The 11780-nt window shown below is 71.0% G+C and carries 13 protein-coding genes; 3 read left to right on the forward strand and 10 right to left on the reverse strand.

Going from position 1 to position 11780, the window contains the following annotated elements; genetic code table 11:
- Positions 1–56 precede the first annotated feature (56 nt).
- From FYX01_RS10185 to FYX01_RS10195, 4 genes are all read right to left on the reverse strand, one after another.
- Positions 57–2138: a molybdopterin oxidoreductase family protein gene (locus FYX01_RS10185; protein WP_150239889.1), complete on the reverse strand. Its 2082-nt coding sequence runs from the start codon at positions 2136–2138 to the stop codon at positions 57–59.
- Complete coding sequence (locus tag FYX01_RS10190) at positions 2135–3523, reverse strand: MFS transporter (protein WP_150239890.1); 1389 nt, start codon at positions 3521–3523, stop codon at positions 2135–2137. Before FYX01_RS10190 ends, FYX01_RS10185 begins: the two co-directional genes overlap by 4 nt.
- Positions 3524–3716: 193 nt before the next feature.
- Complete coding sequence (locus FYX01_RS26085) at positions 3717–3887, reverse strand: glycine zipper domain-containing protein (RefSeq protein WP_190394258.1); 171 nt, start codon at positions 3885–3887, stop codon at positions 3717–3719.
- A gap of 75 nt (positions 3888–3962) precedes the next feature.
- A complete protein-coding gene (locus tag FYX01_RS10195) occupies positions 3963–4418 on the reverse strand; it encodes an Lrp/AsnC family transcriptional regulator (RefSeq protein ID WP_150239891.1) in 456 nt (151 codons plus the stop codon).
- Between the two features lie 107 nt (positions 4419–4525).
- Between FYX01_RS10195 and FYX01_RS10200 the strand changes: the two genes are divergently transcribed.
- Entirely contained in the window at positions 4526–4936 is a 411-nt protein-coding gene (locus FYX01_RS10200) for a DUF2000 domain-containing protein (protein WP_150240105.1), read from the forward strand.
- A 230-nt stretch (positions 4937–5166) separates the two neighbouring features.
- On the opposite strand, the gene FYX01_RS10205 is transcribed toward FYX01_RS10200, so the two are convergent.
- Together FYX01_RS10205 and FYX01_RS10210 are read right to left on the reverse strand one after the other, a co-directional pair.
- On the reverse strand, positions 5167–5697 hold the full coding sequence (locus tag FYX01_RS10205; protein WP_150239892.1) for an NUDIX hydrolase: 531 nt from the start codon (positions 5695–5697) through the stop codon (positions 5167–5169).
- A 96-nt stretch (positions 5698–5793) separates the two neighbouring features.
- The gene (locus tag FYX01_RS10210) at positions 5794–6414 is read right to left on the reverse strand and encodes a CGNR zinc finger domain-containing protein (RefSeq protein ID WP_150239893.1); all 621 of its coding nucleotides are present in this window, start codon (positions 6412–6414) and stop codon (positions 5794–5796) included.
- A gap of 201 nt (positions 6415–6615) precedes the next feature.
- Here FYX01_RS10210 and FYX01_RS10215 point away from each other — a divergent pair, with 201 nt between their 5' ends.
- A complete protein-coding gene (locus FYX01_RS10215; protein WP_150239894.1) occupies positions 6616–7083 on the forward strand; it encodes a nuclear transport factor 2 family protein in 468 nt (155 codons plus the stop codon).
- Positions 7084–7320: 237 nt separating this feature from the next.
- Entirely contained in the window at positions 7321–8133 is an 813-nt protein-coding gene (locus FYX01_RS10220; protein ID WP_150239895.1) for a thioesterase family protein, read from the forward strand.
- 60 nt (positions 8134–8193) lie between these two features.
- Here the strand turns inward: FYX01_RS10220 and FYX01_RS10225 are convergent, their stop codons facing one another.
- From FYX01_RS10225 to FYX01_RS10240, 4 genes are all read right to left on the reverse strand, one after another.
- Entirely contained in the window at positions 8194–8937 is a 744-nt protein-coding gene (locus FYX01_RS10225) for a metallophosphoesterase (RefSeq protein ID WP_150239896.1), read from the reverse strand.
- A 224-nt stretch (positions 8938–9161) separates the two neighbouring features.
- Positions 9162–10061: a metal ABC transporter permease gene (locus FYX01_RS10230; protein WP_150239897.1), complete on the reverse strand. Its 900-nt coding sequence runs from the start codon at positions 10059–10061 to the stop codon at positions 9162–9164.
- Positions 10049–10795 carry a metal ABC transporter ATP-binding protein gene (locus FYX01_RS10235; protein ID WP_150239898.1) on the reverse strand — a complete coding sequence of 249 codons (747 nt, stop codon included), beginning with the start codon at positions 10793–10795 and terminating at the stop codon, positions 10049–10051. Before FYX01_RS10235 ends, FYX01_RS10230 begins: the two co-directional genes overlap by 13 nt.
- Complete coding sequence (locus FYX01_RS10240; RefSeq protein ID WP_150239899.1) at positions 10792–11739, reverse strand: metal ABC transporter substrate-binding protein; 948 nt, start codon at positions 11737–11739, stop codon at positions 10792–10794. The genes FYX01_RS10235 and FYX01_RS10240 overlap by 4 nt, the downstream gene beginning before the upstream one ends.
- Positions 11740–11780: the final 41 nt, after the last annotated feature.

The raw sequence follows: 11780 nt of genomic DNA on the forward strand, positions 1-11780 counted from the left end.
CCGGGCGGCGCCGGCCGGGGTGTTCGCGAGGGTGCGGTGGGGTGTTGCGGGGCGGGTCAGGGTTGGGCGGGTTCGCGTTCCAGGCGTACGGCGCTGACCTTGAACTCGGGCATGCGGCTGGTGGGGTCCAGGGCCGGGTTGGTGAGGTTGTTGGCGGCCTGGGTTCCGGCGAAGTGGAAGGGCAGGAACACCGTGTCCAGGCGGGCGGTGGGTGTCAGGCGTACCCGGGCGCGGGTGTGGCCGCGTCGGGAGGTGATGCGGGCCCACTGCCCTGTGGCCAGTCCGGCGCGGGCGGCGGTGTCGGGGTGTACCTCCACGTACGCCTCGGGTTCGGCCTGGTTCAGTTCGGGGACGCGGCGGGTCTGGGCGCCGGTCTGGTAGTGGCCCATCGTGCGTCCGGTGGTCGCGATGAGGGGGTAGTCGGTGTCGGTGGTCTCGGCGGGGGGCTGGTGCGGGACCGCTGTGAAGCGGGCGTGGCCGTCGGGGTGGGCGAAGGAGTCCAGGAACAGGCGGGGTGTGGGTTCTTGCTGTGCGCGTACGGGCCAGTGCAGGGCCTCCCCCGAGGCCAGGCGCTGGGGGGTGACGCCGGAGTAGTCGGCGGCGCCTCCGGCTGAGGCGCGGCCCAGTTCGGCCAGGACGGTGTCGGGGTCGGTGGGGAAGCGTTGGCGGGGTTGTCCCAGGCGCACGGCCAGGTCGGAGAGCACTTCCAGGTCGGTGCGTACCCCCTCGGGCGGGGCGATGGCCCGGGTGCGGCGCAGGACGCGTCCCTCCAGGTTGGTCATGGTGCCCGATTCCTCGGCCCACTGGGCCACGGGCAGGACGACGTCGGCCATGGCGGCGGTCTCGGAGAGGACGAAGTCGGCGGCCACCAGCAGGTCCAGGGAGGCCAGGCGGTCGCGGACGCGGTCGGTCTCGGGGGCGGAGACGAGGGGGTTGGAGCCCAGCAGCAGCATGGCGCGCGGGCCGCCGTCGGTGCCCAGGGCGTCCAGGAGTTCGAAGGCCGAGCGGCCCGGGCCGGGCAGGGTGTGGGGTTCCACGCCCCACACCCGGGCCACGTGGGCGCGGGCGGCGGGGTCGTCGATCTTGCGGTAGCCGGGTAGCTGGTCGGCTTTTTGGCCGTGTTCGCGTCCGCCCTGGCCGTTGCCCTGGCCGGTGACGCATCCGTATCCGGAGCCTTGGCGGCCGGGCAGGCCCAGGGCCAGGGCCAGGTTGATCCAGGCCGAGACGGTGTCGGTGCCCGTGGCGTGCTGTTCGGTGCCGCGTCCGGTCAGGATGTAGGCCGAGCGGTTGCTGGAGGCCCGTCCCAGCAGGTCGGCGGCGGCGCGGATGTGGGAGGCGGGAACGCCGGTGACCTGTTCGGTGCGCTCCGGCCACCAGGCGGCGGCGTGTTCCCAGGCGGCTTCGAAGCCGGTGGTGCGGTGTTGGACGAAGTCCTCGTCGTACCAGCCCTGGACGCGCGCGGAGTGCAGCAGGCCCAAGGCCAGGGCCAGGTCGGTACCGGGGCGGGGCGCCAGGTGGATGCCGCCGCCGTCCAGGGCGACCTGGGCTGTGGCTGAGCGGCGCGGGTCGATGACGATCAGGGTGGGTGCGGACAGGTGGCCCATCATGGGTGGCATGGTCTCGGCCGGGTTGGCTCCGGCCAGCAGGACCACCTCGGCCTCGCCGATGTCGGTGAGCGGGAAGGGCATGCCCCGGTCCAGGCCGAAGGCGCGTGTGCCCGCGGCCGCCGCTGAGGACATGCAGAAGCGGCCGTTGTAGTCGATCTGGGAGGTGGCCAGGGCCAGGCGGGCGAACTTGCCCAGGGTGTAGGACTTCTCGTTGGTCAGGCTGCCGCTGCCGAAGACCGCGACGGTGTCGGGTCCGGATTGGGCGCGCAGGGCCAGCAGGCGTTCGGCGACGTGGTCCAGGGCGGTGTCCCAGTCGGTCTCCACCAGCTCCGAGTCGCGGTCCTTGCGTATCAGGGGCCGGGTGAGGCGGTCGGGGGCGGTCAGGACCTCGGTGGAGGTCCATCCCTTGCGGCACAGTCCGCCGCGGTTGGTGGGGAAGGGGGCCGGGCGGACGGCCAGGCGTCCGTCGGGGCCCGGTTCCAGGTGCATGGCGCACTGCAGGGCGCAGTAGGGGCAGTGGGTGGTGGTCATCGTGTGTTGGTCTCCACGCGGTCGGCGGCGGGTGCGGTGGTGCGGGAGGGGCGGCGTAGGTAGACGGCCCAGGTGAGGGCGGCGCAGACCAGGTAGAAGGCACCGAAGGCGAGGAAGCCGGGGGCGGCGGATTCGGTGAGGCGGAAGGACTCGCGAAAGACCAGGTTGATGCCGACGCCGCCCAGGGCTCCCATGGCGCCGATCAGGCCGAGCATGGAGCTGGCGATGCGTTTGTTGTAGGAGTGGGCTTCCTGGGGCGGGGTGCCATGGGAGATGGCGTTCTGGGCCTTGGCGGCGTAGATGGAGGGGATCATCTTGTAGGTGGAGCCGTTGCCGATGCCGGTGAGGACGAACACGATGCCGAACGCGGTGACGAACAGGGGCAGGGAGTCCAGGTTGATGGCCGCCACGACCACACCGGTTCCGGCCACCATCGCCAGGAAGTTCACCAGGGTGACCCGTGCGCCGCCGACGCGGTCGGCGAGTCTACCGCCCAGGGGGCGCACGAGGGAGCCGATGGCCGGTCCCAGGAAGGTGAGGGAGGCCGCCTGGAGGGGGTCCAGGCCGAACTGGTTCTGCAGCAGCAGTCCGAAGGCGAATCCGAAGCCGATGAAGGATCCGAACGTGCCGACGTAGAGGAAGGACATGATCCAGAAGTGGCGGTCCCGGGTGGCGGCGAGTTGGGCGGAGACGTCGGTGCGGGCGCTGGAGAGGTTGTTCATGTGCCGCACCGCCACCCAGATGGCCAGGATCAGCAGGGGCACGTAGATCAGCGGTACGAGGTATCCGGCCTGGACGGTGAACAGGGCGATGATGCCGAGGCCCGCCAGTTGGACGGTGGCCACGCCGATGTTGCCGCCGCCGGCGTTCATGCCCAGGGCCCATCCCTTCTCCTTCTCGGGGAAGTAGAAGTTGATGTTGGCCATGGAGGAGGAGAAGTTGCCGCCGCCGAACCCGGCGGTGGCGCCCAGGAGCACGAACAGCCAGTAGGGCGTGTCGGGGCTCTGGATGAGATAGGCGGCCAGGAGTGTGGGAATGAGCAGCAGGCTGGCGGAGATGACCGTCCAGTTGCGGCCGCCGAAGATCGGTACGGCCAGGGTGTAGGGGACCCGCAGGACCGCGCCGACCAGGGAGACGACGGAGACCAGCAGGAACTTCTGCTCGGCGGACCAGTCGAAGCCGACCGCCGGGGTCATGAACAGCACCAGGACCGACCACAGGCTCCATACCGAGAAGCCGATGTGTTCGGAGAAGATCGAGGCCCACAGGTTGCGGCGGGCGACGGCGCGTCCTCCGTTGTTCCAGAACCCCTCGTCCTCGGGGTTCCAGTGGGAGATCCAGCTCCTACCGGTGCGCTGTGCGCGTCGTCCGCTCTCGGGGGTCACGACCGTGCCTTCCTGATCGACAACTGCTGACGAAGTCGAAGGTAGGAAGGCCGCATTGCCTGGAGGTGTCCGGTCGTAACACACGGGAAACAGTCGGCTCACCCGACACGTGTGTTCTCGGTGAGAACCCCTGTCGTGCCTGGTGGAGGGGGTGTTCAAATGTGAGGGGGTGTGGTGATCGCCACCCGGTCGGCTACTCCCCCTCCTCGCTGCCCTTCCCGCGGGTGGCCGAGCCGAGGGCGAGGCCCAGGCACAGGCCCAGGGCCACGCCTGTCGCCAGGTTGTCCGTGAGGGAGCCGAAGACGGTGCCGAAGCAGAGCCCCAGCGCCAGACCCAGTCCCAGGTTCTTGTCCTTCTTGCTCATGTGTCACCTTTGATGGTTTTCCGTCACTGTGAGTACTTTTCGGACGTGGAGGGTGGGTCTCATGGTTTCCACTCCTCACTCCAGGGATGTGGCGACGTTCTTGCGGGCGCTGTCGTAGATGATCTGGCTGCGGAAGCCGGCCACCTCGCGGCGCTGGGTGAGCCGGTCGATGAGGAAGCTGTGCAGCGCGTCCAGGGAGGGTACGGACACGTGCACCAGGAAGTCCTGTTCCCCCGCCACGACGTAGACCGCCATCACCTGGGGCAGGGCGAACATCGCGACTTTGAAGCCCTCGATGACCTGGCGGCTGGGCGGGCGCAGCTGCACCGAGACGAACGCCTCCACCTGGCGGTTGAGCGCGGCCGGGTCGATGTCGGCGTGGTAGCCGCGGATGACGCCGCGCTGGTGTAGCAGGCGTACGCGCTCCAGGCAGGTGGAGGGCGCCACGCCGAGTTTGTGGGCCAGGGCGCGGTTGGTCTGCCGGGCATCCTGTTGGAGTTCGCGCACGATCGCCGAATCAAGTTCGTCCATGGGATCCACACTAGAGCTTCTGGCGAATGGTGTTCGGCCCTGCTGCCTTCACACTGTCTTTCTGGCTAGGTTCTGAACCGTTCACACACCATATGAACGGGGTAGTCATGGGAATGTCCACCAAGCTCGTCGTCGTCCTGCGCCAGGGCCTGGAGCCCGCGCTCGCCGCCAACGCCGGGGTGGTGCTCGGCCTGGCGCTGGGAGGGCGGTTGGAGAACTCGCTGGCCGCCGACGGCGAGGACGCGGGCGGTGGAGTGCACGCCGGGCTCAACCCGCACCCGGTGCCGACCCTGGTGGCCTCCGGCGAGCAGCTGCGCCAGCTCAAGGCCGGGGCCGACGAGCGGGAGCTGACGGTGGTGGGATTCAACGAGGTGGCCCGCCGCTCGCGCGACTACGTGGAGTACCTGGACGCGCTGGCGGCCACCGGCCCGCAGGAGGTGGAGTACGTGGGGGTGGCCGTCCTCGGCTCACGCGAGGACGTCAACAGGCTCACCGGGAAGCTGGCGCTGATGCGCTGAGGGGGCGCTTCGTTCTGGGCGCCCCCGGTGAGGTCCTCCAACTCCTGGTAGGAGGCCACGGTGCGCGACTGGGCGCGGTCGGTCTCCGCGCCGATCGCGTCCATGGTCCGGGCCAGGTCCCGGGTGCGCCAGTGCCTGCGAGGACTGTTCATCACCGGACACGGTAGTGCGGTGCTCTTGGCGGGACGACCGGTTTTCCGGGTGGGCTCGGCGGTCGGCGGTGGCCGCGCCTACCGCGGTTCGGTGGCGTACAGGTACAGCAGCGCGTTCATGGAGGTGCCGCTCACCAGCAGCCTCTCCCGCACCAGGGCGGGGACCCGCTCCAGCGCCACCCACTCCACGCGCTCGGCCTCCCAGGTGTCCTCGGGCTCCCCCGCCCGCTCGGCGCCATCGGCGACGAACACGTGGTGTTCGCTGTCCATCAGTCCGCTGGAGGGCTGGGCGTAGACCAGCGGTCGCAGGGGCCACGGGCGCCACCCGGTCTCCTCGCGTACCTCGCGCGCGGCCGCCTGCTCGGGGCTCTCCCCCGGGTGCACGCCGCCCATGGGGATCTCATAGCCCCAGGTGTCGGTGATGAACCGGTGCCGCCACAGCAGCAGCACACGCCCCTGGCCGTCGCGCACCACGGCCCCGGCGCCGGGCGGGCGGCGCACGAGGCGGTGGTCGAACCTGTGCCCGTCGGGGAGTTCGACGTCGGCGGCCCGCACGTCGATCCACGGGTCGGAGTAGAGGCTCTTCTCGGAGTGGACGGTCCAGCGCACGGGCGGCTCCCAGGGCGGAGGGGCGGGGCTACCAGGTTCGCACGGCCCCGCCCTCTCCGTGCGCCCGTGTCGGCCGGGGTTCGGTCCGCCGGTGGCTCAGGTCCTGGACGCGCGGTGCCGTTGGTAGTGGCGGGCGGCGCGGGCCCGGTTCCCGCAGTTCGTCGAGCACCACTCGCGCCGAGAGTGGTGCTTCGCGAAGTACAGGACGCATCCGGGAGCCAGGCAGGCGCGCAGGCGCAGCCGGTCGGGGCCCGCGAACAGGTCGACCGCCTCTTGGGCGAGGGCCGAGACCGCGGCTGCCGTGGCCTGTCCGCTGGCGCGGGTGAGGCGGGATGGTGCTCGGCCGGCCTCCCAGACCAGTTCCGGCCACCGTGGTACCGCGGCGGCGGTCCTGTTGAGTTCGGTGACGGCGGTGTCCAGCTCGCGCACGGGGGAGGAGGCCGCGGTCCTGGGGTCACCGGTGGCCTGGGCCGCGAGCCGTCGCAGGGCGGCGCGGAGCCTGGAGAGCCGTTCCGCCAGATGGCTGGTGTCCGCGGCGGTCAGGGCGTCGAGGTCTTCCTCGGTCAGCAGGTCCGCGCGCGGGGCGATGGCACGCAACCATGCCTGGGTGGTGGCCGTCGCGCCGAGTGCGTCGTGGAGGCCGTCCCGGTCGGCCCAGACGGTGTTCATCAGCTCCACGGGCAGCGGCTCACCCAGCAGTGGCGCGCTTGTCTGCATACCTTGCCCCCACCTCGTTTCTCACGTTCGCAACTTACTCCATCCGTTGACAAGGGGTGGCGGACATGCAAGAGTTCTCATGCTTGGAATGTAAGTAAAGCGTTAGAAAATGGACGGGAGGGCGCTCGTGAGCACGTCGCCCCCCGTCGCCCGCGCCGCCGTGAAGCGGACCGTGAACGCCCTCAGAAAGGCCCAGCCCTCATGTCCCGGACCCGCCCGCCGCTGCCCCCCTTCACCCTCGACACCGCCGTCGCCAAGGTCCAGGCGGCCGAGGACGCCTGGAACAGCCGTGACCCGCACCGTGTCAGCCTCGCCTACTCCGAGGACTCGGTGTGGCGCAACCGCGACGTGTTCCTCACCGGCCGCGCCCAGATCGTGGAGTTCCTGACCGCGAAGTGGGAGCGCGAACTCGACTACGTGCTGCGCAAGAGCCTGTGGAGCTTCCACGACGACCGCATCGCGGTCCGGTTCCAGTACGAGTGGCACGACACCGAGGGCCAGTGGTACCGCAGCTACGGCAACGAACTGTGGGAGTTCGACGCACACGGCCTGATGAGCCGCCGTGAGGCCAGCATCAACGACGTCACCATCGCCGAGGCCGAGCGCCGCTACTTCGGCCCCCGCCCGGACGGGGAACGCGGGCGTGAACACGACATTCCGCTCCGCTGACCGCCACCGCGCCGCTCCCCCGGGCGCCTGTCGGCGGGCGGCGTCGGCGGCGAGGACCTCGCACGGGTAGGCGCTCGGGCCCCGGGCGCGGCCGCCGTGGCCGCGGTAGCCCGCAGGGGTGCGCTCGGCCGGGACGAGCGGTCCGGGGCCCGACGCCGCGTCGGGGCCAAGGGGGTCCTCCCCGGTGGCGCCGACCCGGTTCGACCACCCTTTTTTACTCACCAGTAATGTTGGGGTATGAGCCTTGACCACACCACCGGGGACTTCCGGTTCGACCGGGACACCCGTGTACAGAAGCGGTCCGACGGCGAGTTCACCGCCACCCTCACCGACGCCTGGACCACCTTCACCTCCCACCCCAACGGCGGATACGTCCTGGGCGCCGCCCTCAACGCGCTGCGCCAGGGCCTGAGTCAGCCCGACCCCCTGGCCGTCTCGGTGTTCTTCCTGCGCCCCGCCGCCCCCGGCGAGGTCACCGTACGCACCGAGGTGATCCGTGAGGGGCGCCGTACCGCCACCGGACAGGTCGTTCTGGAACAGGGCGGCAAGGAGGTCATGCGCGCCACCGCCACCTACGGCGCCCTGGCCCCCGACCCCGCGGCGCGCGTGCTGACCCTGGACGAGCCCCCGAACCTGCCCTCACCGCAGGACTGCTTCGTTCAGCCCGAGTTCGACCGACCCGAGGGCCTGGGTATCGCCCACAGCGTGGAGTACCGCTACCCCGAGCGCCCGGGCTGGCTGGAGGGGAGGAAGGACGGCCGCCCGCACGTCGAGTTCTGGATGCGCTTCGCCGACGGCCGTGAGCCCGACACGCACTCCCTGGCCTCGATGGTGGACTTCGCTCCCCCGGCGGTGCTGGAGATCGGCGAGTTCGCCACCATCACCGTCGAGCTGAGCGTGCACGTGCGCGCCCGGCCCGCCCCCGGATGGCTGGCCTGCCGGGTGTTCACCAAGCACGTGTCGGGCGGCCTGCACGAGGAGGACATGGAGATCTGGGACGGCACGGGCACCCTGGTGGCCCAGTGCCGCCAGTTGGCCATGCTGGTCTGAGCGCTCCGGGCGGGGCCGCCGCCCGCTCCTGTGGTGGCCCCGCCCCGGGCGCGGTCTCGCTCAGACCACCGCGCGAAAGTGCGTGGTCAGGCGGTGGTCCTCCTCCAGGACGTGGAAGGCCACCCCCGGCGGCTGGTCGCGGTTGGCGACCGGCTCGCCCTCCCAGGGCATGCGCAGCGTCCACGTCACCCCGGGCGCCAGCAACAGGGGCCGTCCGGCGAAGGTGCTCGCCCCGCCGGTGTGGGCGTGCCCGACCAGGATCCCCGCCACCCTGGGGTGGGCCTGGAGCAGTCCCGCCAGGTCGTCGGCGTTGTCCAGGCGCATGGAGTCGGGCAGCGGGTGGTGCACCCGCACGGGCGGGTGGTGCAGGGCCAGCAGTGCGGGCCCCTCGCCGGGCAGGGAGCTCAGGGTCTCGTTGATCCACATCAGGGTGGTCGCGTCCAGGTGGCCGCCGTCCTGGCCGGGGATCGTGGAGTCGCAGGCCAGCACGGCCGCGCCGGCCACCTCGTGTACCCGGTTGAACGGTTCCTTGGAGGGCTGCTCCCCCAGCATCGCCTCCCGTATCGTCTCGCGGTCGTCGTGGTTGCCGGGGCAGACCAGTACCGGGAAGGGCAGGTCCAGCAGTCGGGCGGCTTCCTGGTACTCCTCGGCGCCGGCGTGGTCGGCGATGTCGCCGGTGACCAGCAGCGCGTCCGGTGCCTGGGCGAGTCCGCGCAGGTAGTCCACGGTGCGTGTGGCGCGCTCGGTGGTGTGCGCGGTTCCGTCCAGGTGCAGGTCGCTGACGTGGGCGAGCAGGAGCGTCATGGTCGTCCTCGTGGTCGGGCGGGTTGGGGCCCTCAAGGGGATCGGCGATCCGGACACCGGTGGGGCCTGCGGGCCGATCTCGTGGTGGCAGGGGCGTGTGCCGGTGCCCGCGGGCGGTCCGGCGTCTCCTGACCACGGGTCCGCGCGGGTCCGCCGTTCCCGTCGAGGTACGTCGAAGGCTAGACCGCGCGGGCGCCTGGGGGCGTCAGGGCCCACCCGTGCGCCTAGACCGTGGACGGTCCCGCGTCGGCGGCGCGCGTACGGATCCGGCGCGCGGTACGGCCCCGCCAGAGCACGCCGTGCCCGGGTGAGGCCAGGTAGGCCAGGGTGAACGCCGCGGCCTGGGTGAGCACGATCAGCCCGCCGGTGGACACGTTCAGGTGGAAGCTGGCGAAGACCCCCACCACGGCGGAGGTCGCGGCCACCGCCGCCGAGATCACCAGCATCCGCTCGAAGCGGTCGGTGAGCAGGTAGGCGGTCGCGCCGGGGATGATGACCATGGCCACCACCAGGATGATCCCCACCGCCTGCAGCGCCACCACCACGGTGACCGACAACAGGCCCAGCAGCAGGGTCTCCAGCAGGCGCGGGTTGATGCCCATCGCGTGCGCGTGGACCGGGTCGAAGGCGTACAGGGTCAGGTCGCGGTGTTTGTACCAGACCACCGCCAGTACCGCACCGGCCAGGATCAGCACCTGCCAGATGGCGGTGTCGGAGACCCCCAGCACGTTGCCGAACAGGATGTGTCCCAGGTCGGTCTGGCTGGGGACCCGTGAGATCAGTACCAGGCCCAGGGCGAACATGGCGGTGAAGACCACTCCGATGACGGCGTCCTCCTTGACCCTGGAGGTGCGGTTGACCGCTCCGATCAGGGCGACCGATCCGGCGCCGAAGACCAGCGCGCCCGCGGCGAAGGGCAGGCCGAGCAGGTAGGACAGCACCACTCCGGGCAGGACGGCGTGGGAGACGGCGTCTCCCATCAGCGACCAGCCCACCAGGGTCATCCAGCACGAGAGGACGGCGCACGCCACCCCGGCGACCACGCTGATCAGCAGGGCCCGCCGCACGAAGTCGAACCCCATGGGCACGGTGAACCACTCCGCGACCGCCATCAGAGCGTCCATGCCGCTCCCCTCCCGTCGGTGTGGATGCCGAAGGCCTCCATGAGCGTCTCCGGGCGCAGGACCTCCTCGGGGTCGCCGTGGGCGAGGACGCGGCGCTGCAGCAGCACCGCCTCGTCGCACAGGACGGGTACCTGGGCCAGGTCGTGGGTGGACACCAGCAGGGTGTGGCCTTCCCGGCGCAGTTGGAGGAGCAGTTCGGTGATGCGGGCCTCCGAGCGCTTGTCGACCCCGGCGAAGGGTTCGTCGAGCAGCAGTACGTCGGCGCCCTGGGCGATGGCGCGGGCGATGAAGGCGCGTTTGCGCTGGCCGCCGGAGAGCGCGCCGATCTGGCGGTCGGCCAGGTCGCTCAGGTGGGTGCGGGCCAGGGCGTGGGCGACGGCCTCCCGGTCGGCGGGTCGGGCCCTGCGGCGGCGTCCCATGTGTCCGTAGCGGCCCATCATCACCACGTCGCACACGCGTACGGGGAAGGCCCAGTCGACCTGTTCGGACTGGGGGACGTAGCCGATCATTCCCCGGCGGCGGGCGGTGGCGCCGGTGTGGCCGAGGATGCGCACGCTGCCGTGGTCGGTGGGGACCAGGCCGAGCACGGTCTTGAACAGGGTGGACTTGCCCGAACCGTTGGTGCCGAGCAGGCCGCAGATCCGGCCGGGGGCGACGGAGAGGCTGACCGCGTCCAGCGCCAGGACGTCCCCGTAGCGGACGGTGGCGTCGGTGACCTCGATGGCGGCGCTCACGTGGCTCCCCCCTTGAGTCCGGAGACGATGGCCTCGGCGTCGTGGCGGAGCAGGTCCAGGTAGGTGGGGACGGGTCCGTCCTCCTCGGAGAGGGAGTCGACGTAGAGGGTCCGGCCCATCCGGGCGCCGGCCTCGCGGGCCACCGAGCGCTGGACGCCGTCGTTGACGGTGCTCTCGCAGAACACGGCGGGTACCCGGTTGTCGCGGACGAACTCGGTGACGGCGACGGTCTGTTGGGGTGCGCTCTGGGTCTCGGCGTTGACCGGCCACAGGTACATCTCGGTGAGGGCGGCGTCGCGTGCCAGGTAGGAGAAGGCGCCCTCGCAGGTGACCAGGGCCCGTGAGCTGTCGGGGACCCCGGCCAGTTCGGTCTCCAGGTACTCGCCGACCTCGCTGATCCGGGCCTTGTAGTCCTGGGCGGCCTCGGCGTAGACGGCCTCGCCCTGGGGGTCGAGTCCGGTGAGTGCGTCGCGGATGTTGTCGACGTAGGTGTGGGCGTTGTCGGGGGACATCCACGCGTGCGGGTTGGGTTCGCCCTCGTATCCGCCCGAGGAGATGGGGATGGTCTCGATGCCCTCGCTGAGTACGGCGGTGGGGGCCTGCACGCGTTCGGTGAACTGGGCGAACCAGGCTTCCAGGCCGAGTCCGTTCTCCAGGATGAGGTCGGCGCCCTGTCCGCGGACGAGGTCGTCGGGGGTGGGTTCGTAGCCGTGGATCTCGGCGCCGGGGCGGGTGAGGGAGGCGACCTCGACGCGGCCGTCGGCGACGTTGCGGGCCATGTCGGCGATGACGGTGAACGTGGTCAGGACCAGGAGCCGTCCGTCGTCGCGGGTCTGACCGGCGGAGGTGGAGCAGGCGGTCAGGGCTAGGGCAAGAGTGAGGAGGGCGGCGGGGAGTCTCGCCGACCAGGGGTTTATGGGAGCCTCATCTCTGAAGTTCGGCATGCCTAACTTTTACCACAAGAGAGCCGAACTACACATCGCGG

This window comes from Nocardiopsis quinghaiensis (assembly GCF_008638365.1).
Classification (GTDB): Bacteria; Actinomycetota; Actinomycetes; order Streptosporangiales; family Streptosporangiaceae; genus Nocardiopsis; species Nocardiopsis quinghaiensis.